This window comes from Mesorhizobium sp. M7A.F.Ca.US.010.02.1.1 (assembly GCF_004023085.1).
In the GTDB taxonomy this organism is placed as follows: domain Bacteria; phylum Pseudomonadota; class Alphaproteobacteria; order Rhizobiales; family Rhizobiaceae; genus Mesorhizobium.
Window position 1 is genome coordinate 1 of sequence record NZ_RZRV01000007.1, and the last position, 19055, is coordinate 19055.

17 protein-coding genes and 1 pseudogene are annotated in these 19055 nt (G+C 64.2%); 14 read left to right on the forward strand and 4 right to left on the reverse strand.

Features of this window, described 5'->3' with window-relative positions; translation table 11 throughout:
* Window positions 1–116 (reverse strand): annotated as a pseudogene (locus EOA19_RS35835) (IS5/IS1182 family transposase); the annotation flags it as partial.
* A gap of 135 nt (window positions 117–251) precedes the next feature.
* Between EOA19_RS35835 and EOA19_RS09440 the strand changes: the two are divergent.
* The gene (locus EOA19_RS09440; protein WP_128303397.1) at window positions 252–1502 is read left to right on the forward strand and encodes an aconitase X; all 1251 of its coding nucleotides are present in this window, start codon (window positions 252–254) and stop codon (window positions 1500–1502) included.
* Complete coding sequence (locus EOA19_RS09445; protein ID WP_128303398.1) at window positions 1499–1957, forward strand: DUF126 domain-containing protein; 459 nt, start codon at window positions 1499–1501, stop codon at window positions 1955–1957. The genes EOA19_RS09440 and EOA19_RS09445 overlap by 4 nt, the downstream gene beginning before the upstream one ends.
* On the opposite strand, the gene EOA19_RS09450 is transcribed toward EOA19_RS09445, so the two are convergent.
* Both EOA19_RS09450 and EOA19_RS09455 read right to left on the reverse strand, forming a co-directional pair.
* Complete coding sequence (locus tag EOA19_RS09450) at window positions 1918–3003, reverse strand: siderophore-interacting protein (protein ID WP_128303399.1); 1086 nt, start codon at window positions 3001–3003, stop codon at window positions 1918–1920. The genes EOA19_RS09445 and EOA19_RS09450 overlap by 40 nt on opposite strands.
* 2 nt (window positions 3004–3005) lie before the next feature.
* Window positions 3006–5132, reverse strand: coding sequence for a TonB-dependent hemoglobin/transferrin/lactoferrin family receptor (locus EOA19_RS09455; RefSeq protein ID WP_128303400.1), 2127 nt, complete (start codon window positions 5130–5132; stop codon window positions 3006–3008).
* Window positions 5133–5318: 186 nt separating this feature from the next.
* Here EOA19_RS09455 and EOA19_RS09460 point away from each other — a divergent pair, with 186 nt between their 5' ends.
* The 7 genes from EOA19_RS09460 (at window position 5319) to EOA19_RS09490 (ending at window position 11951) form a co-directional block, all read left to right on the forward strand.
* The gene (locus EOA19_RS09460; RefSeq protein WP_128303401.1) at window positions 5319–6263 is read left to right on the forward strand and encodes an ABC transporter substrate-binding protein; all 945 of its coding nucleotides are present in this window, start codon (window positions 5319–5321) and stop codon (window positions 6261–6263) included.
* 278 nt (window positions 6264–6541) lie between these two features.
* On the forward strand, window positions 6542–7138 hold the full coding sequence (locus EOA19_RS09465) for a thioredoxin family protein (RefSeq protein ID WP_023814046.1): 597 nt from the start codon (window positions 6542–6544) through the stop codon (window positions 7136–7138).
* A gap of 30 nt (window positions 7139–7168) precedes the next feature.
* On the forward strand, window positions 7169–8794 hold the full coding sequence (locus EOA19_RS09470) for an FAD-binding protein (RefSeq protein ID WP_128303402.1): 1626 nt from the start codon (window positions 7169–7171) through the stop codon (window positions 8792–8794).
* Window positions 8791–9117: a ferredoxin family protein gene (locus tag EOA19_RS09475; protein WP_023814043.1), complete on the forward strand. Its 327-nt coding sequence runs from the start codon at window positions 8791–8793 to the stop codon at window positions 9115–9117. The genes EOA19_RS09470 and EOA19_RS09475 overlap by 4 nt, the downstream gene beginning before the upstream one ends.
* A 32-nt stretch (window positions 9118–9149) precedes the next feature.
* The gene (locus EOA19_RS09480; protein ID WP_128303534.1) at window positions 9150–9986 is read left to right on the forward strand and encodes an ABC transporter ATP-binding protein; all 837 of its coding nucleotides are present in this window, start codon (window positions 9150–9152) and stop codon (window positions 9984–9986) included.
* Between the two features lie 12 nt (window positions 9987–9998).
* Window positions 9999–10895: an ABC transporter permease gene (locus EOA19_RS09485; protein ID WP_128303403.1), complete on the forward strand. Its 897-nt coding sequence runs from the start codon at window positions 9999–10001 to the stop codon at window positions 10893–10895.
* Between the two features lie 36 nt (window positions 10896–10931).
* Entirely contained in the window at window positions 10932–11951 is a 1020-nt protein-coding gene (locus tag EOA19_RS09490; protein ID WP_128303404.1) for an aliphatic sulfonate ABC transporter substrate-binding protein, read from the forward strand.
* A gap of 49 nt (window positions 11952–12000) precedes the next feature.
* Here EOA19_RS09490 and EOA19_RS09495 read toward each other — a convergent pair whose 3' ends face one another.
* Window positions 12001–13029: a LacI family DNA-binding transcriptional regulator gene (locus tag EOA19_RS09495; protein WP_128303405.1), complete on the reverse strand. Its 1029-nt coding sequence runs from the start codon at window positions 13027–13029 to the stop codon at window positions 12001–12003.
* 336 nt (window positions 13030–13365) lie between these two features.
* Between EOA19_RS09495 and EOA19_RS09500 the strand changes: the two genes are divergently transcribed.
* The 5 genes from EOA19_RS09500 to EOA19_RS09520 all read left to right on the forward strand — a co-directional run bounded on the left by EOA19_RS09500 (window position 13366) and on the right by EOA19_RS09520 (window position 19028).
* Window positions 13366–14979 (forward strand): extracellular solute-binding protein, encoded by a 1614-nt coding sequence (locus EOA19_RS09500; RefSeq protein WP_128303406.1) that lies wholly within the window; start codon window positions 13366–13368, stop codon window positions 14977–14979.
* A gap of 81 nt (window positions 14980–15060) precedes the next feature.
* Window positions 15061–15921, forward strand: a complete 861-nt coding sequence (locus EOA19_RS09505) for a carbohydrate ABC transporter permease (RefSeq protein WP_128303407.1) — start codon at window positions 15061–15063, stop codon at window positions 15919–15921.
* On the forward strand, window positions 15918–16877 hold the full coding sequence (locus tag EOA19_RS09510) for a sugar ABC transporter permease (protein ID WP_128303408.1): 960 nt from the start codon (window positions 15918–15920) through the stop codon (window positions 16875–16877). Before EOA19_RS09505 ends, EOA19_RS09510 begins: the two co-directional genes overlap by 4 nt.
* Complete coding sequence (locus EOA19_RS09515) at window positions 16874–17965, forward strand: ABC transporter ATP-binding protein (protein ID WP_128303409.1); 1092 nt, start codon at window positions 16874–16876, stop codon at window positions 17963–17965. Before EOA19_RS09510 ends, EOA19_RS09515 begins: the two co-directional genes overlap by 4 nt.
* 1 nt (window position 17966) lies before the next feature.
* Window positions 17967–19028 carry an ABC transporter ATP-binding protein gene (locus tag EOA19_RS09520; RefSeq protein WP_128303410.1) on the forward strand — a complete coding sequence of 354 codons (1062 nt, stop codon included), beginning with the start codon at window positions 17967–17969 and terminating at the stop codon, window positions 19026–19028.
* Window positions 19029–19055: the final 27 nt, after the last annotated feature.

Sequence of the window (19055 nt, forward strand, 5' to 3'; positions counted from 1 at the left end):
TCGAAGCGATACCACTTCACCAGCAACGACAACCGGTCCAGGCGACCGCTCCGACCAAGACCCTGCGGCAGCAGAGCCTCCACAAAACTGAACTGACCGCTCGGCTTCGTCGTCATCGCAAGATCCCTGGTTCAAAAACAGGGAATCACATCCACACAATTTTGCAACAGGCCCCTTGCGGGGGAGATGCCCGGCAGGGCAGAGGGGGGTGCTGTCCCGCCACAAGATCAAGTAAGGTCCGGAGCACACCCATGACGTTGGAATTGACCGCGCGCGACCGATCCATGCTCGACGGCGAGCAGGGCCCGTCCGCCGCCGCTGCCATGAAAATCCTCGTCGCATTTTCCAATGCGGTTGGGGCGCGCGGTCTGCTCGACATCACTGGCGCCCATATCGATGGCTGTCTCTACCACGGCAAGGCAGGGCTCGATTTCGTCGAGCGGCTGGTCGAAGGCGGTGGCCGGGTCCAGGTGCCGACGACATTGAATGTCGGCTCATTCGACCTCATCCATCCCGGCATGGTGAAGATGCCGGCAGCGGAAGAGGTGCCGGCGCGGCGGCTGATGAAGGCGCATCTGGAGCTCGGCTGCCAGGCGACCTTCACTTGCGCACCTTACCAGACGCGGTTCAGGCCGGAGTTCGGCGAGCAGATCGCCTGGGGCGAATCCAACGCCATCGTCTTTGCCAATTCGGTGATCGGCGCGCGCACCAACCGCTATGGCGATTTCATCGATCTGTGCTGCGCCATGACCGGCCGCGCGCCGGCCTGGGGTCTGCATCTGAGCGAGAACCGGCGCGGCCGGATCCTATTTGAGCTGGATGTTCCGGACGGCGAGCCGAGCGACAGCCTTTTCGTCGGCGTCGGGCTATTCATCGGGCAAGCGAGCGGCGACCGCGTTCCGGTGATTGCCGGTCTGCCGCAGCCGCGCGATGAGGACCAGCTAAAGGCGCTGGGCGCGGCGGCTGCAACGACGGGTGCTGTGGCGCTGTTCCATGCGGTCGGCATCACGCCGGAAGCGATGACGCTCGATGAGGCGTTCCAGGGTCATGCGCCTGACGAAACGATCCGCATCACCCGCGCCGATATCGACCATGCGCTGGCCAGGCTATCGAGCGTACGGGATGGCGCGCCGGTGGCGGCCGTGTCGCTCGGCACGCCGCATTTTTCGTATGAGGAGTGGATGCGACTGTTGCCGTTGCTGCGCGAGGCAGCACCCGGAAGGCGCATCCCGATCTACGTCAACACGGGCCGTGCGACCTTGGCGCGACTGCAGGAGGAGGGCGCGCTGGCGGGGATGGAGGCGTTTGGTCTGGTCCCGGTCGCCGACACCTGCACCTATGTCACATCGATCCTGGAACGCCTCGACGGCGTCGTGATGACCAATTCCGGCAAATGGGCGCATTATGCACCGGGCAATATCGGCGTGTCCGTCGCCTTTGCCGAGATGGAGGATTGCATCCGCTCCGCTGCCGTCGGGCATGTCGTGCGGAGCGCCTCATGACGCGACCGGTGGCACGAACCGGCACCTTCCAGTTGGCCGGCGAAGCCAAGGGCCAGGCGCTGGTGTTCTCGCAACCCCTCAGCTTCTGGGGCGGTATCGATGCCGAGACCGGCGACATAACAGACCATTCGCATCCCGGCCTCGGCCAAAATGTCGCCGGCAGGATTTTGGTCATGCCGAGCGGGCGCGGCTCATCGTCTTCATCCTCGGTGCTGGCCGAGGCGATCCGCAGAGGCACGGCGCCGGCCGGTCTTCTTCTGGAGCGGCCGGACCCGATCCTGGCGGTGGGCGCCATCGTTGCCGAGTTTCTTTATGACATCCGCATGCCGCTGGTGGTGTGCGATATTTCGAACCTTGTCTCCGGTGATCAAATTGATATCCGCATCGGCAAAGACGGCGGGCCGATCATCAGAGTTCACCCCGCCATCAATCCGGCAGAGCCACGCCGCCAATAGGCAGCCGCCAGCGTCTGATCGCGACCAAGTCCCAGCGTGTCGCGCCAATATTCGCGCACGATCTTGGCGGCAGCGGCTTCCGCCGCGAACCAGCCGAAGGCCGAACCGTCCTGCGGCCACGCCACCGAGCGGACAGCCTCGGCCAGCCGTCTGTCCTCGCCCGCCGCCACGCCATCCCGTGTCAGCCAATGCACTTCGATGCGGGTGGGGTTGGCGATCTTCTGCCGTTCACCGTCATTGGCGATCTCGACGAAGGCAACGCCTTTTGTCTCGGCCGGCAGCGTCTCCAGCAGCCGCGCCAGCGCCGGCAGGCCGGTTTCATCGGCACCCAAGACATACCATTCTGCCTGCCGCACCGGACGGCCGACCGGTCCCATGATGCCGACCTTCATGCCGGGCGCTGCCTGCATGGCCCAGGTGGAGCCGACGCTCTCGCCGGTATGAATCAGGAAGTCGACATCGATGATGCCCTTTTCCACGTCGAGCGCGCGGATGGTGTAGACGCGCGCCACCGGGCGCCGGTCATCGGCGGGCCAGACCGGCAAGCCATTGCCGCCGAGCACCGGCCACAGCGGATCGGGCACCTCCCTGGTCGGAAACAGCATGCGGATATGCATGCCGCCGAATTTGGCGAAACGGCTGAGATCCTCGCCGGCCAGCCGGATGCGGCGCATATGCGGGGTGAGGTCGCGAATATCCGTCACCACCATCTCGCGGAACTGAGCGAGGCTGGTTTCGCCTGAGAGATCGCCGGTCCAGACGATCTCGGGATTTTCCTCCTTGGCGTAGACCTGTACGGCCGTGGCCAGCAGGTCCTTGATACGGGCCAGCCCGTCGCGGTCGGCGGCATTGGCCCGCATCACCAGCCGTTCCATGTCGAAAGAGGCGCCACCGAAGGCAAAGCGGAAATCGATGCGCTGTCCCTGATGCGAAGCATCGGCCTCGAAGCTCTGCAGTCTGTCGCTGATGCTGTCCATGTAATCGGGCAGATGTCGCAGGTTGAGCTGTGCCTCACAGGCCAGTTCACGCACCGATGCTTGGCTCATTGTCAGCCTCCGATCCTGCCGGTGAGCGCCACCTTGAAGGTGCGGCCCTTGCCCTGTTCGGTTGCCGCCGAGGTCGACCATGCGCTTTGCGGGTCGGTGTAGGCGGTGTTGAAGATGTTATCGACGCCGAAGTCGAGCTTGAGGTTGTCATTGACGCGCCAGTTGGCGAAGACGTTGACCAGATCGAAACCGTCATCGACGACCGGCACGGCGTTGGGATTGGTGCGGCTGGTGCGGGTGATCTTGCCGACGCTGAGATATTGCGCGCCGACGGTGAGCTGGTCCTCCAGCATGCGGAAGCCGATGGTGGCCGAGAAGCGGTCGAGCGGCGTGTTGTTCAGCGCCTGGCCGGAATAGACGCCGCTGACGACCTTGGCGTCGATCAACGCGCCGGCAAGGTTCACAAAACCCCAGTTGTAGTCATAAACCATCTCGGCCTCGATGCCCTTCAGCCGGGCGTCGCCGATGTTGATCGCGGTGCGCGGCAGGACGGTCAGGTCGACGTCGATGTAATCCTCGACGGCAGTGTGGAAGACGTTGAGCTTGGCGCGCAACCGGTCGCCCGCTGTCAGAACATCGTCATACTTGACGTTGATGCCGGCCTCCCAGTTCTTCGCCGTCTCGGGCTGCAGCAGAAGATTGGGCCGGTATGTATCGCCGCCGCCATGCGCGCCGCCGCCGCGGAAGACATCCTGCAGGCCCGGCGCCCGATAGCCTTCGGAATAGGTGCCATAGAGCTGGAAGCCATCGAATGGCGTGACGCCGACGGTGAGGCGCGGCGACCAACGATCGCCGGAGATCGAGGCTTCCTGCGGCGACGGGATGCGCGTTTCGCCATCGAGCTGGTAGCCGTCATACCGCATCGCAGTGATGACCTGCAGCCAGTCCTCGTAATCGCCCTGCCACTGCAGGAAGCCGCCATAGCCCTGCTGTTCGCCAGCGCCGAAATGCGCCGCTTCCGAGGAGGCCTCGAGATAGTAGTAATCGAGTCCGTAGGTCAGCGTATGTGCTAGTCCCCAGGCGTCGAAACGTGAGGAGTTCTTCACGTTGAAGCCGGATGTGGCGACATCGTAAAAACGGAAATTGCTGATCCCTGAGGCAGGCGCGACCTGCGTCTGCTCGGTGCGGGTGCGGTTGTGGTAGGCATTGGCGCTGAAGTCGATCAGCTCGTTGTCGTCTGGCTTCCAGGTGTAGGCGGCGGTGTAGGTCTGGTTGGTGGTGTTGGTGTCGTAGCGGCTCAGCGTCGGCGAGGTCGAGCCGCTGGATCCGGTGATCTGGTCGTTGTAGCGCTGCAGGATGGCGCCGAGCTTCAGCTCATGGTCATCGGCCGGCCGCAGCGTCGTCTTCAGATAGCCGCTGGTCACCCGCTCGCCGGTCCATGGCACGGTCTCGCCATTGCCGTCGGTGTAGCTGTCGCGGTCGCGGTAGATGAGGTTGCCGATGATGTCGGCATCGTCGCTGAAGCGGTAGGCACCGGTGGTGCTGGTGGTGAAGCCGTCGCCATTGTCCTCGTAGCCGAGCTTCTCGCTCAGCGCCCAGCGCTCGTCCTTCTTGAGGAAATCGCCGGCGTCCTTGGTCTCGAAGGAGACGACGCCGCCGATGCCGCCTGACCCATAGGCATTCGACACCGGGCCACGAATGACGGTGGCTTCCTTGATCAGGTCCGGTTCGACATAGAACGAGCCAGAGCCATGACCGACGCGCCAATAGTCCTGACGGGCGCCGTCGAGCGTCACGACGACGCGGCCATATTGCTCCAGGCCGCGAATGTTGATGGCGGTTGCGGGATCGTCGCCATTCATCGAGGCAGCGACGCCGGGCGTGGTGCGGAAGATGTCGGCCGCTGTGTCGGGCTGAATGCGGTCGAGTTCGTCCTGATCGACGGCGCTGATGGCGGCCATCGATTCGATCACCGCCGTTTTGATCATCGTCGCCGAGATGGTGATCACGTCGAGCATCGTCGCCGGCTGATTCTGCGCGGCACTGGCCGGCGCCAGGCGGCCGGCCTTGGCGGCGGCCTTTTTCTCCTGGTCCTGTTCCTGCGCGCTGGCAAGAGGCACGGCGCAGAGGCCGAGCACGAAGGCGAGCGCGGTGCTCGCCATCAAGGTCGTGTTTGTTGTCGTTGTCATCGTCATGCAGCCCCCAAGCAAAAGCAAAACTGCTGGCGGTGGCTGAAGGGCCTTGGCTGGCATGATCGAGAATCCCTCGACCAGGCGGGCCGGGGCAGGGGTCACATATTAAAACATGATGACACAAGTCAACTTTAAATTTATAGCCGACCATCATCGAGAAGCATCTGGCACGGGAACAGCGGCATGGTCGGCAGTTTAGGCGAAGGCAAGACGACCCACTGGTCGCAACCTGGCAGGATCGCGGCGGTGCTGCTTCTGGCGCTGTCGGTGCTGGCGCCTTCCTGTGGTTTCCAGGCGCTGGCCGCCGAGGGCGTTGTCGACGCGCTGGGGCGAACCGTCGTGCCGGGCGCGGCGACCCGAATCGTGACGCTCGGCTCCGACGTCACCGAGATCGTCCACGCGCTGGGCGCCGGCGAGCGGATCATCTCCGTCGATCGCGGCAGCAAATATCCGCCTGAAGTCGCGCAAAAACCCAATGTCGGCTACCGCCGCCAGCTTTCGGTCGAGGGGCTGGCCAGCCTGCGTCCCGACCTGATCCTGGCGGCCGAGGACAGCGGACCGCCGGAGGCGGTCGAGGTGCTGAAGTCGCTGGCGATCCCGATCGTCTTCGTCCCGCAGGACAACAGCCCGCAAGGCATCGAGCGCAAGATCACCCTGATCGCCGCCAGCCTTGGGCTCGAGGACAAGGGCAAGGTGGTTTCCGCCGAGGTGCTCACCGCCTTTCAGACGGCAGCCGATCTGGCGTCGCAAATCCCGCCGGAGCGGCGCAAGAAGGTGGTGTTCTTCCATGGCCTCGTGAAGCTGAGCGCTGCCGGCGCCGGCACCTCTGCCGACGCCATCATCCGCTATGCCGGCGGCCTCAACCCGATGGAAATCGTGCAGGGCTACAGGGCGGCATCGGAGGAAAAGCTGATCGAGATGGCGCCTGACGTCATCCTGATGATGAGCGACGGCAAGAGCGGGCCGACGCCCGAGCAGGTGTTCGGCAACCGCGCGCTGGCGGCAACGCCGGCGGCGGCCAACAAGGCGCTGGTCGTGCTTGACGGCGCCTACATGATCGGCTTCGGGCCGCGCACATCAGATGCGATCCGCGATCTGGCGAAGGCGCTTTATCCGGAAGGGGAATGACGCCGTAAAATCGCAAGGCGGTTCGGCTGGGCAGTACCAATTCGTCGGCGAACCAGTTGAGCTTGATAAATCCTGTCCGTCCGGATTTCTCCGGATCGGCTTCCGCCCGAACAAACTTGGCGGCTCGGCCTGAAACATTGGCACGATATTCTAAGCCGCGCGGTTGACCGCGAATGCGCTATCCAGCCTATAATTATACTAAATTCATAGCCTAACTGCGGACGTTCAGGGCGCTCGCACCTTGGCCTGTGAAAATGGTTGCACAAGGGAGCGCATCGATGCCGAAGACAGAGTCCAATCCGATCGACCTCGGCACCAGGGCGGCCGATTTCCTGTTGCCCGACGCGCAAGGCGTGCTGCACCGCCTCGCCGATTTCGACGCCAAGCCGGCCCTGCTCGTCGCCTTCATTTCCAACCGTTGCCCGTTCGTCGTGCTGATCCGCGAGCAGCTTGCCGCTTTCGCCAGGGATTATGCGGGCAAGGGGCTGCAAGTGGTGGCGATCAACGCCAACGACCACGAAGCGCATCCGGAAGAAACGCTTGCCCGTATCGGCGAAGAGGCCGAAAAATTTGGCTATTCCTTCCCCTATCTCAAGGATGCGTCGCAGCAGACGGCGAAAGCCTATGGCGCGGCCTGCACGCCCGACTTCTTCCTGTTTGATACCGACCGGCGGCTCGCCTATCACGGCCAGTTCGACGAGGCGCGGCCGGGCAACGGCAAGCCGGTGACGGGTGCCGATCTGCGAGCGGCGGTCGACACGGTGTTGGAGGGCGGCAGGCCCATTGCCAGCCAAGTGCCGTCGATCGGCTGCAACATCAAATGGAGTGCCGGCAACGAGCCGGTCTGGTCTTCCAGCGCGGCGCGCGCGGCCTAGCGCCGGCCTCGACGCATTCGCCAGGTGTCCATGCACAAGCCGCAAAAATCCGCTTCCGACAGCTTGCTGCTCCAGGCAGACGTGCTGGTGCTGGGCGGCGGCCCGTCGGCCGCCTGGGCGGCAGTCTCTGCGGCCGAGGGCGGCGCCAAGGTGGTGCTGGCCGACAAGGGCTATCTCGGCACCAGCGGCGCCACCGCGCCGTCCAACACCGGCACCTGGTGCGTGCCGCCGGGTGACAACAGGCACGCCGTGGTCGAACGACGCTGGCAGCGCACCGGCGAACTCGCCGACCCGCGCTGGATGCTGCGCTGCGTCGACACCGCCTACCGCAACCTGCTCAGGCTGTCCGAATGGGGCTATCCCTTTCCGAGCGAGGATGACGGACGGCTCTACATCGCCAATCTGCGCGGCCCGGACTACATGCGCTTCATGCGCCGCCGGGTGCTTTTGGCCGGCGTCACCGTGCTCGACCATCATCCGGCGCTCGAACTTCTGTCCGACGGCGATGCCATTGTCGGCGCCGCCGGTGTTGCGAGACAGATCGGCCAGGACTGGCGCGTCGACGCCAACGCCGTGGTGCTGGCGACCGGCGGCTGCGCCTTTCGCGAACGCATTCTCGGCGCCACCGGGCTGACTGGCGACGGCTATCTGATGGCGGCCGAAGCCGGCGCCAGCCTGTCGGGCATGGAGTTCACCGGCAAATACACGCTGGCGCCCTATGGCTCATCGCTGAACAAGGGCCTGCCGTTCCGCTGGGCCTCGTTCCATCGCGAAGATGGCTCGCCGATCGTCGGACCGACCGGCGAGCCGTTGCTTAACGGCATCGGCGACCGCGAGGAGGAAGTGGCGCGCGCGCTGATCGACGGCCCGGTCTATGCGCGGCTCGATCAGGCCGAGCCGGCGCTGCAAGGCTGGCTGCGCCAGGGCCAGCCGAATTGCTTCGTGCCCTACGACCGCGCCGGCATCGATCCGTTCAGCGAGCTGTTCCGCATCACCTTGCGCGCCGAAGGCACGGTGCGCGGCACCGGCGGCATCGACATCGTCTCCGACGATTGCGCCACCGGCGTGCCCGGCCTCTACGTCGCCGGCGATGCCGCCAGCCGCGAGATCATGACCGGGGCCGTGTCGGGCGGCGGCGCCGTCAATTCGTCCTGGGCGCTGGCCAGCGGCTGGTGGGCCGGCAAGGGCGCCTCGACCCATGCCAAGCGCCGCACCGGCAAGGCGTTCCGCAGTGCGGTGCAGTCGCTCGGCCAAGCCGGGTTGCGTCCGGCATCGTCGGCGAGTGCCGACATCTCGGCGAGCGAAGTTATCGAGGCGGTGCGTAGCGAAGTGACGCCGCTCGGCAAGAATTTCTTCCGCACTGGCGAGGGCCTGGAGAAAAGCGGCGAGCGGCTGGAGAGTGTCTGGCGCGACGTGCGCGACCATCTGCAAGGCGAGGGGCTGGATCGGGTCCGCACGCGCGAGGCGGCATCGATCGCCGCTGCCGGGCGCTGGTCCGTGGCCGCAGCGCTGCACCGCACCGAGAGCCGCGGCATGCATCGCCGCACCGACCTACCGGGCAAGAGCCCGGCCTTCGCGCACCGGCTGGTCATCACCGGTGTGGATGAGTTCCGCATCGCAGGTGCGCCTGAGCGGCTGGCGGAGCTGGCGTCATGATCGAGATCGTCTCGGCCACGCGCTGCGTCGAATGCGACATCTGCGTCAAGGTGTGCCCGGCCAACGTCTTCGACGCGACCGACAATGGCGTGCCGGTGATCGCTCGCCAGGAGGACTGCCAGACCTGCTTTCTCTGCGAGATCTATTGCCCGACCGACGCGCTTTATGTGGCTGAGTTCGCCGAAGGGCCGACCGGCATCACGGAAGCTCAGGCCGACGCCCGACGGCTGTTCGGCTCCTATGCCCGCGCGCTTGGCTGGAAGCGCGGCAAGGCGGGCGGCTCGGAATTCGACCCGACGCACCGCATCCGCGTGGCGCAGTGAACCGATCGGAGACAGATATGGACCGCCCGAACATGGACCGGATCGTCGTCAGCGACATCAGCAAGACGTTCCAGCTCAAGCCGGGGCAGTTCGTCACCGTGGATGGCGAGGCGACCGACCGCGTCACCGTGCTCGACGGCGTTGATCTCTCGATCCGCAAAGGCGAGTTCATCACGCTGGTTGGCCCGAGCGGCTCGGGCAAGTCGGTGCTGCTCGACATTATCGGCGGGCTGACGCAGGCGACCGGTGGCGACGTCCAGCTCGACGGCAGGCGCATCACCAGGCCAGATCCCAAGACCGGCTATGTCTTCCAGCAATATGCGCTGTTTCCCTGGCGTACGGCGCTCGCCAACATCGAATATGCGCTGGAGGTGCGCGGCGTGGCCAAGGGCGAGCGCACGGCGACGGCCCGCCATCTGTTGGCACTGTTCGGCCTTGCTGGTTTCGAGGACCGTTTTCCCAACCAGCTGTCCGGCGGCATGCAGCAGCGTGTGGCAATCGCGCGTGCGCTGGCCAGCAACCCGGAAGTGCTGCTGATGGATGAGCCGTTCGCGGCGCTCGACCAGCAGACGCGTGAACTGCTGCAAGGCGAGCTGCTGCGGATCTGGGGCAAGATCAACACGACTGTCATTTTCGTCACCCACTCGATCGACGAGGCGATCTTCCTCGCCGATCGCGTGGTGGTGATGACGGCGCGGCCGGGCGCGGTGAAGGAGATCATCGATATCGACCTGCCACGGCCGCGCGACGGCGACATCCGCGCCAGCGCCGAATTCAACGCCTATCGCGCCCGCGTCTGGGACGTGCTGCGCGACGAGGTCAACAAGGCGCAGAAGGACTGGACCCTGTCGCCAGCCTTCAGTCACTGAGGAGCTGGACCAATGGCCTATCTGACCGAGAAGTTTGGCTCCGCTGGAGCGCTCCACCTGTTTGCCGGCGCTGGCGAAACTGTCGCCGCCGCCAGGATCCCCGCGATCAAGGCCAGCGCCAAGAACCGGAGCAAGAAAGCGAGCCACGGCACGTTCCTCTATGGCTTGCCGCTGCTCGGCCTGTTCTTCCTGCTGTGGGAGATCGCGCCGCGGCTCGGCTGGCTGAACCGGATCTTCTTTCCGCCGCTGAGCGAGGTGCTGGTCGCCTGGTGGGCGCTGCTCGCCTCGGGCGTGCTGATCGAGCATATCGGCATCAGCCTGCAGCGCGCGGCGATCGGCTTTGCGCTAGGCGTCGTGGTGGCGATCCCGCTCGGTCTGCTGATGGGGCGCTATTCGCTGTTCGAGAAGGTCAGTGACCTCCTGGTGCAGACGCTGCGCAACACCTCGCAATTCGCACTGCTGCCAGTGTTCATCCTGTTGCTCGGCATCGGCGAGGAATCGAAGGTGGCGATCACCTTCTACTCCTCGGTTTTCTTTCTCCTCGTCAACACAATCAGCGGCGTCAAGTCGGTCGATCCGCTGCTGATCAAGGCGGCGCGCTCGATGGGCACGTCCGACTTCGATCTGTTCCGGAAAGTCATCCTGCCGGCCAGCATTCCCTCGATCGTCGCCGGCGCGCGCCTGGCGGTGAAATCCTCGCTGTTCGCGGTCATCGGCGCCGAGATGCTGGCGGCCAAATCCGGCCTCGGTTTTCTCATCCAGAACTCGCAGCTGATGATGGAAACGGCCGACATGTATGCCGGCATCCTGACCCTCACCGTCATCGGCCTGACCGTCAACTATCTGCTCGTCTGGTTCGAACGCTGGGCAACGGCCTGGAAAGGCCAGTCCGAGACCTCGCTCATCTGAGCCGCCCGTTCATTCCAATCAGGAAGGATTTTTCTCATGCCCAGCATTCCATTCGATGCACTTCGCCGACTGCTCCTGAAGGGCGCCATTGCCGTCGTCATCGGCCTTGGCGGCATGCCTGCCTTCGCCCAGGACAAGCCGGAAATCATCCGCATCGGCAGTACCGCGCCGGGGCATCTCAAATTCATCCTCGCCCACAAGGACGGCTGGTGGGAGAAGGAGTTCGCCAAGGACGGCATCAAGGTCGAACTGGTGACTTTCAATGGCGGTTCGGAGGCGACGACAGCGTTGGCCACCGGCGCGATCGAATTCACCTATACCGGCAACAATCCAGCGCTGCGCGTTGCGGCGTCCGGCGCCGACGTCAGGCTGATCGGCCTGTCGAGCTATGTGAAGGCCGGCGGTTCCTACATCGTCGTCAAGACCGACTCGCCGCTGAAGACGCTGCAGGATCTCAAGGGTAAGAAGGTCGCCTATTTGACCGGCACGGTGCGGCATTCGAATTTCAGCAAGGCGCTGAACAGCGTCGGCCTGACCACCAATGATGTCGAAGGTCTGAACCTGCCTTTCGAGGCATCCGGCCCGGCGCTGCTGCGCGGCGATATCGACGCCATTGTCGAGACCGATTCGACGGCGGCCAAGCTGGTCGACACCGGCGAGGCGCGCGTCCTGTTCGACACCAGCACCCATCCGGAATGGAACGTGCCCAACGTCATCTCGGTCAACGGCGCCTTCGCGGCGAAATATCCCGATCTGGTCAAGCGGCTGCTGAAGGTCGATATCGAGATTTCGCGCTGGGCCGACGCCCATCCGGACCAGACGATCAAGACCTTTGTCGAGGCGACCAAGTCGTCGGAAAAATCCGTCCGCAAGACCTATGCCGACGGGGTGTTCCATCAGGATCCGAAACTCACGGACGACGCGATCGCCGCCTTGCAGGGCGAGGAGAAATTCATGGCCAGCGCCGGGCTCCTGAAGGGCTCGATCGACTATGGCAAATGGGTCGACAAGAGCTTTGTCGATGGCGCCGCGGCTGAAGTCGCTGCCGTCCAATAGGCCCGGAAAGATCGAGCTGGCGGCGCTTTGCGGCGCCGCCTCGTACAGGTCAAATCTCCGGAATGTTCTCCTTGAAGATCACCTGCAGCCTTGGCTGGTGCAATTCGTAGGGCAGCCCCCGGACCGCATGGATCAGGGTGTTGAGCGCTTCGCGGGCCTCGACGCGCGGGTTCTGGTCGATGACCGCGTCGAGCGTGCCGTCGAGCAGAAGGTCCTTGGTGCCGTCCGTCACTTCGTGGCCGAGGAAGACCATGGATTGGGCGCGGCCGCGCTCCTTGAGCGCGCGGGCGATGCCGGTGTTGCCGGCGCCGACATTGTAGATCGCGGCAAGGTCGGGGTGCCGCTCCAGCAGGGCCGATGCCTCCGAATAGGCCTTCTCGCGGTCGTCGAGCATTTCGCGCATCTCGACGATCTGCAGATTGGGTGATTCCTCGGTCAATACGTGGCGGAACCCCATCTCGCGTTCTTCGTGGCCGCGATAAGACAGCGAGCCGGCGAACAGCGCCACCTTGCCCGGACGCCCCGATCCCATGAAGCGGTTGAGCAGATAACCGGCCAGCCGCCCGGCGGCGCGGTTGTCGATGCCGATATAGGCGACCCTGGGCACATGCAGGATATCGGACGCGATGGTCACCACCTTGATGTCGTTGGCCGACAGGGAGCGGATCGCTTCGCGCACCGTCGGATGGTCAAGCGCGATGACGCCGACGCCTTGCGTCTGTCCGCGCAGATCCTGCAACAGGCGAGCGAGCCGGTCAGGATTGAAGCCCTCTATGGTGGCGATACGAACATCGAGGTCGGGCCGCGCCAGAGCCTGTGCCTCGATCTGGCGGTGCAGCATCTTGATGAAGGAATTGGTGCCGGCCGGCAGGGCGAAGTCGAGCCGGATGACCTCGCCGGGCGAGGGCCGTGGCGGCGCGCCGTTCGGGCCTTCGGCGATGTAGCCGAGGCGCTGCGCCATTTCGAGCACGATTTCCCGCGTGCGCGCCCGCACGCCGGGTCGGTTGTTGAGCACTCGGTCGACGGTGGCGGCCGAGACGCCGGCTTCCCGGGCTATGTCAGTCAGGGTGGAACGCACCGTCTTTCATCTCCTGCATGCGTCGGATCGGCTGGTGACGGCTTCCCCGCCATCCGCGATTCTGATGGGAAATGATGTATCCGCCCTTGGCCGATGTGCAAGCCGCCGCGCTAAATCAAATGGTCCGGCAGGGCTGCGCGGGGCAGGGAAGGGCCGGGCGCCCTCAAATTGAGGCATCCTGCGTGACGTATGGGTCCCGTTTTTGTGCATTTCCTTGCCCTGTTGCAATATTATGAGGTGTTTTGATTATTTATGATGTTGACAGCCTTGCCGGGCTGCAGTCAATATCCCTCATAAGGGTCGTGGAGGAAACGTGGCCCTGAGGGAGGAGTTTCAATGTCTGACTTGATCCGCATCTCGCGGCGCCGGCTGCTAGCATCCGGAGGAAAGGCGGCCGTGATCATGACCGCCGCTGGTATCGCACCCCAATTCATTCGTCCCGGTCGCGCCTATGCGGCCGACGCGCTGGCGCCCGGCATGATCGGCGGCCCGACGGGCTTCGAAGGGGCCGAGCGCTACCAGTATGGCGCCGACACGCCGGAAGGCCGTGCCATCGAGGCAGCCAAGGCGCTGAAGGGCGCCGGCAAGGCGCCGGCCAAGATCGTGCTCGGCCTGTCCGACGGCTCGATCGGCCAGCTCACGCAGCCTTTCCCGGCCGGTGCGCCGTCGATCAAGGAGCTGTGGGAAAAGGAGACCGGCATCGCGATCGAAATCGTCGGTTTGCCGAACGGCCAGGAATTCACCAAGACGATGCAGGACATCTCCACCAAGGGTGGGGCCTACGACATCTACTCGACCGAATGGAACCGTCTTGGCGACCTCGCCGAAACCGGCGGCATCGCCAAGCTCGACGACTTTGTCGCGCAGCATAAGCCTGAATGGGACGATCCGGTCAGCGGCTATGTCAACGGCGCCAAGGGCGTGTCGCTGCTCAACAAATACCGCGGCTCGAACTATGGCGTGTCGCTGGACGGCGACTTCCAGACTTGGGTCTACCGCACCGACCTGTTCGGCGACGAAGCCGAGAAGAAGGCCTTCAAGGACAAATACGGCTACGATCTGGCGCCGCCGAAGACCTGGAAGCAGCATGGCGACATAGCCGCCTTCTTCCAGCGACCGGACAAGGGCCTGTTCGGCTCGACCGACCTGCGTAACCAGGGCTGGGGCTACACGAACTGGTACCAGCGTTATGTCTCGATGGCTTCGCCCAACCAGTTCCTGTTTGGCGATGACGGCAAGCCGATGATCAATTCCGAGCAAGGCATTGCCGCCACCAATGAATATGTCGCTTCGCTCGCGCATCATTCGCCGGATGCGATCTCCTGGGGTTGGCCGGAGCAATACGGCAACTTCGCCAAGGGTGGTGCGGCGATGACCTGCGCCTTCTCCAACTTGCCGAAATTCCTCGACAATGCCGGCAACAAGGATTCAGCCGTCACCGGCAAGATCGGCTCGATGCTGCCGCCCGGCCGCGAGATCGGCGGCAAGCTGATCAGCCGTTCCGTGCTGTGGTTCTCGCTGACCGGCATGGTCTCGTCGCAGTCGAAAAACCAGGAGGTCGCCTATCTCCTGCTGCAATGGCTGGGCTCGGCCCGTATCTACGCATGGATGAGCGCCAACCCCGGCGGTTATCTGGACCCGTTCCGGCTTTCGGACTTCTCCGATCCGCTGGTGCGCCAGACCTATCATGCCTACCACATGGACGTCGTGCGCGAGACGGTCGCCCGCACCGTGCCAACCATCAACTATCCCGGCGCGACAGCCTTCCACAATGCGCTCGACGAGAACCTGATGGCGGCGCTGACCAAGGCCAAGACATCGGAGCAGGCGATGGCCGATACCGAGGCAGAGTGGAAAAAGATCGCCCGGCGCACCGGCGAGGACAAACTGCTCGAAGCCATCAAGACCAACAAGGAGGCCTGGCCGACAGTCCTCGATCCAATCGTCTGATCCTTCTCCCTGGATCATATCGAAGGAGGGGAGGAGCTTGCTTCTCCCCTCCGCCCACAACGCCACCAGCAAAGCCGCCAGATGAAGCGTTCCGTTCCTTTCCTGATATTCCGCTATGTCGCGATCTTCGCGGCCATAGCGGTGACGCTGGTGCCGATCCTGTGGATGGTATCGATGGCGTTCAAGCCGATCGCCGAATGGTCGGCGACCGGCGCCGAACTGACCTGGTGGCCGAAGAACCCGACGCTCAGCAATTTCCGTTTCGTCTTCGGCGAGTCGACCAACAATTTGATCGTCGCGCTCGACCGTAACGCGCTAAAGCCGATCCTCGCATCGCTGCTGTCGGCGGTTTTCGGCACGGTGATCGCCATGTCGGCGGGCACTACCGCGGCCTACGGGCTGTCGCGTTTCGGCTCCGGCCAGAACCTGCCGCTGGCGCTGATCCAGCTCAGGATCTTTCCGCCGATGGCGGTCATGATCCCGGTGATGATCATGTGGGCTTTCCTCAACTTCACCGACAGCTGGTGGGGCCTGGCGCTGATCTACGGCATCGTCACCTTGCCGTTCGCCTTCTGGCTGATGAAGACCTTCTTCGACGACATGCCGCGCGAGATCGAGGAGGCGGCGCTTGTCGAGGGCTGTTCGCGGCTGCGCGTCTTCACCCGCATCACGTTGCCGATGATGCGCGCGCCGCTGGCCAGTGCCGCGCTCTTCGTCTTCATCCTCAATTGGTCGGACTATCTGATCGCGCTGCTTCTGACGACGCGCGAATGGGTGACCATCCCGGTCTACATGGCCTCTTTGTCCTCCTCGATGACCGGGCAGCTCTATGGCGCCAAGGCGGCGCTTGGGCTGATCGCGGCCGTGCCGCCGGTCATCATGGGCATCGCCATCCAACGCCACCTGGTGCGCGGGTTGACGTTCGGGGCGCTCAAGCAATGAGCGCGGTGACTGTCATGACTTCCAAGGATGAGATGAAAGCGGTCGGAGCAAAGCCGGTTTCGCGCGATGAGGGCGCAAGGCTGGGTTTCCGGCTCACGCTGCCTGCGCAGATCCTGGTGCTGTTCATCTCGGCCTTCCCGCTGTTGATGCAGCTCTACATCAGCGTCACCGACTGGTCGCCCCTGTCGGGCACCGGCTGGTGGAACGCCTGGTCGATGTGGAACAGCTTTGCCAACTACACCGATCTCGCCGTCGACACGCGCTTCTGGAGTGCGCTGAAGCGTACGGCCATCGTCATGATCGTCTGCGTGCCGGTTGAGTTCCTGCTCGGGCTGGCGCTGGCGACGCTGTTTGCCGACGATTTCCCGGGCAAGCGCGTCTTCTATTCGATCCTACTGATGCCGATGATGGTGGTGCCGGCGGTGGCCGGCTACATGTTCTTCATGCTGTTCCAGTCGGGGGGGCCGGTGAACGACATCTTGTCGGCGCTCACCGGATCTCCCGTCACCATCGCCTGGCTGTCGGATCCGACTCTGGCGCTGATCGCGGTGATGGTCGCCGACATCTGGCAATGGACGCCGCTGATGTTCCTTATCCTGCTTGCCGGCCTGGTCGGCGTGCCGGAGGACCAGATCAAGGCGGCGACGCTGCTCGGCGCCAATCCGTGGCAGCGCTTCGTCACCATCGTGCTGCCGAAGATGAAGACGATCATCATCATCGCGCTGGCGATCCGGGTGATCGAGAACTTCAAGATCTTCGATACGCTCTACATCATGACCGGCGGTGGCCCCGGCGTCGCTACCGAGACCATCTCGGTCTACATCTACAAGCTCACCACGCAGGACCTGATCTGGGGCTATGTGGCGGCGATCGCGCTGGCCATATTGGTCGTGCTGTCGATCGTCGCGGTGTTTGCCATGAAGCGCATGGCGCGGGCACGCGAGGTACCGACATGAGCGCCATTCACCTGCAAAACCTGGTCAAGAAATTCGGCGACTTCACCGCGCTGAAGACCATGGATTTGGCAATATCAGACGGCGAGTTCATGGCGCTGCTCGGCCCGTCGGGCTGCGGCAAGTCGACGACGATGAACATGATCGCCGGCATGGAAGAGCCGACCGGCGGCAAGATCCTGTTTGGCGAGCGCGACATGGCCGGCGTGCCGATGGGCCGGCGCGGCGTCGGCTTCGTCTTCCAGAACTACGCCATCTTCACGCATATGACGGTGCGCCAGAACCTTGCCTATGGACCAAAAATGCGAGGGGCTGCCAAAGCCGAGATCGATCGCCGTGTCGGCGCCATCGCTGAGATGCTGCAGCTGACGCCGCTGCTCGACCGCAAGGCCGACAGGCTGTCGGTCAACATATTGCAGCGGGTGGCGATCGGCCGCTCGGCGATCATGGAGCCGGCGATCTTCCTGCTCGACGAGCCGCTCTCCAATGTCGACGCCGCTTTCCGGGCCGTCATGCGCACCGAACTGAAGCAGCTGCAGCGGCAGTTCCGCCAGACCATGGTCTATGTCACCCACGACCAGCTCGAGGCGATGACCATGGCCGACCGCATCGCGGTCATGGACCATGGCGTGCTGCAGCAGGTCGGCACGCCGCTCGAGGTCTACAACGATCCGGCCAATGTCTTCGTCGCCCGCTTCATCGGCGCGCCAGGCATGAACCTGCTCAGGGGCAGGCCGGTGGAGAGCGACCGCGGGCTGGTCGTCGACCTCGGACCGTTGGGCATCACGCCGCCGCTGCCCGGAGAACTCGCGGCGGCCATGCGCAGCGCACGCGGCGAGGTACTTTACGGATTTAGGCCGGAGCAAGTGACGCTGGTGCAAGATGGGCAAGGCCTTGCCATGCAGGTTACCTTCGTCGAACGGATCGGCGCGCGCACCATCGTTCATCTCGGCCACGGCGAGGCTGCTGTGAAAACGGTGTTCGACAATGATGTCGGGCTGGCGATCGGCGACACCGCCATCGTCGCCCCCGCCGCGTCGTCGGTGCGTGTCTTCGACGCCGCTAGCGGTCTTGCGATGAAGGCAGGTTGAGATGGCTGATATCGTCTTTCGCAATGTGACCAAGCGCTACGGCAGCACGCTCGCCGTCGACGACGCCTCGTTCACGGTCAACGACAACGAGTTCTTCTGTTTCTTCGGGCCGCCGCTGTCGGGCAAGTCGACGATCCTGCGCCTGGTGTTGGGGTTGGAGACGCCTGATACCGGAGAGATTTTGATCGGCGGCAGGCCGGTCAATACGGTGTCGCCAGCCGAGCGCAACGTGGCGATGGTGTTCCAGAATCTGGCGCTGTTTCCGCATATGAGCGCGCTCGACAATGTCCGCTTTCCTCTGGTCGAACGCCGGGTCGCCGAGGTCGAGATCAAAAGGCGGGTCGCCGACGTCGCGGCGAAGCTGCATATCGGCCATATCCTGCACAAGCCGCCTGGACAGCTTTCGGGCGGGGAGCGGCAGCGCGTGGCGATCGCGCGGGCTCTGGTGCGCGATCCCAATGCCTATCTGATGGACGATCCGATCTCGGCGCTAGACGCCAGGCTGCGCGAGGAAACGCGCGTCGAGCTGAAGCGCATCCAGCGCGAGCTCGGCAAGACGCTGATCTACGTCACGCATGACCAGGAAGAGGCGATGTCGGTCGCTGACCGCATTGCCATCCTGGAGGACGGCAAGATCAGGCAGATCGGTACGCCGGCGGAGATTTACGACCGCCCGTCCAGCACCTATGTGGCAAGGCTGCTTGGCTCGCCGATGATGAACATCCTCAGATCGGCGCGCGGCGAGGGCGGTGTCGAAGCGGCTGAAGGCACGATCCGCATCGAAGACAAGACAGCGCCCGCCGACGCCGTGGAGATCGGCCTGAGGCCGGAAGACATCAAGGTCAGACCGTGGGCGGACGGGGGCCCGGGCCGCCCGGCGCGAGTGTTCGAGGTCGAGCCGCTTGGCGGCTACACCGTGGTGACGCTCGCTGCCGGGCAGGCGCGCCTGAAGGCATTGCTGCGCGGTCAGCCCGACATCCGGCCGGATGCCATGGTGGCGATATCCTGCGAGCCGGCCAGAGTGCATTATTTCGAACAGAGCGGCGGGGCGTTGGCACGATGACGGCCGCCGCAAGGAAAGACTTTCGGG

What these genes read in the sequence shown, in the direction of transcription:
- EOA19_RS09440 (WP_128303397.1), top strand. Translation starts at nt 252, where the DNA reads ATGACGTTGGAATTGACCGCGCGCGACCGATCCATGCTCGACGGCGAG.
- EOA19_RS09445 (WP_128303398.1), top strand. Translation starts at nt 1,499, where the DNA reads ATGACGCGACCGGTGGCACGAACCGGCACCTTCCAGTTGGCCGGCGAA.
- EOA19_RS09450 (WP_128303399.1), bottom strand. Translation starts at nt 3,003, where the DNA reads ATGAGCCAAGCATCGGTGCGTGAACTGGCCTGTGAGGCACAGCTCAAC.
- EOA19_RS09455 (WP_128303400.1), bottom strand. Translation starts at nt 5,132, where the DNA reads ATGACAACGACAACAAACACGACCTTGATGGCGAGCACCGCGCTCGCC.
- EOA19_RS09460 (WP_128303401.1), top strand. Translation starts at nt 5,319, where the DNA reads ATGGTCGGCAGTTTAGGCGAAGGCAAGACGACCCACTGGTCGCAACCT.
- EOA19_RS09465 (WP_023814046.1), top strand. Translation starts at nt 6,542, where the DNA reads ATGCCGAAGACAGAGTCCAATCCGATCGACCTCGGCACCAGGGCGGCC.
- EOA19_RS09470 (WP_128303402.1), top strand. Translation starts at nt 7,169, where the DNA reads ATGCACAAGCCGCAAAAATCCGCTTCCGACAGCTTGCTGCTCCAGGCA.
- EOA19_RS09475 (WP_023814043.1), top strand. Translation starts at nt 8,791, where the DNA reads ATGATCGAGATCGTCTCGGCCACGCGCTGCGTCGAATGCGACATCTGC.
- EOA19_RS09480 (WP_128303534.1), top strand. Translation starts at nt 9,150, where the DNA reads ATGGACCGGATCGTCGTCAGCGACATCAGCAAGACGTTCCAGCTCAAG.
- EOA19_RS09485 (WP_128303403.1), top strand. Translation starts at nt 9,999, where the DNA reads ATGGCCTATCTGACCGAGAAGTTTGGCTCCGCTGGAGCGCTCCACCTG.
- EOA19_RS09490 (WP_128303404.1), top strand. Translation starts at nt 10,932, where the DNA reads ATGCCCAGCATTCCATTCGATGCACTTCGCCGACTGCTCCTGAAGGGC.
- EOA19_RS09500 (WP_128303406.1), top strand. Translation starts at nt 13,366, where the DNA reads ATGTCTGACTTGATCCGCATCTCGCGGCGCCGGCTGCTAGCATCCGGA.
- EOA19_RS09505 (WP_128303407.1), top strand. Translation starts at nt 15,061, where the DNA reads ATGAAGCGTTCCGTTCCTTTCCTGATATTCCGCTATGTCGCGATCTTC.
- EOA19_RS09510 (WP_128303408.1), top strand. Translation starts at nt 15,918, where the DNA reads ATGAGCGCGGTGACTGTCATGACTTCCAAGGATGAGATGAAAGCGGTC.
- EOA19_RS09515 (WP_128303409.1), top strand. Translation starts at nt 16,874, where the DNA reads ATGAGCGCCATTCACCTGCAAAACCTGGTCAAGAAATTCGGCGACTTC.
- EOA19_RS09520 (WP_128303410.1), top strand. Translation starts at nt 17,967, where the DNA reads ATGGCTGATATCGTCTTTCGCAATGTGACCAAGCGCTACGGCAGCACG.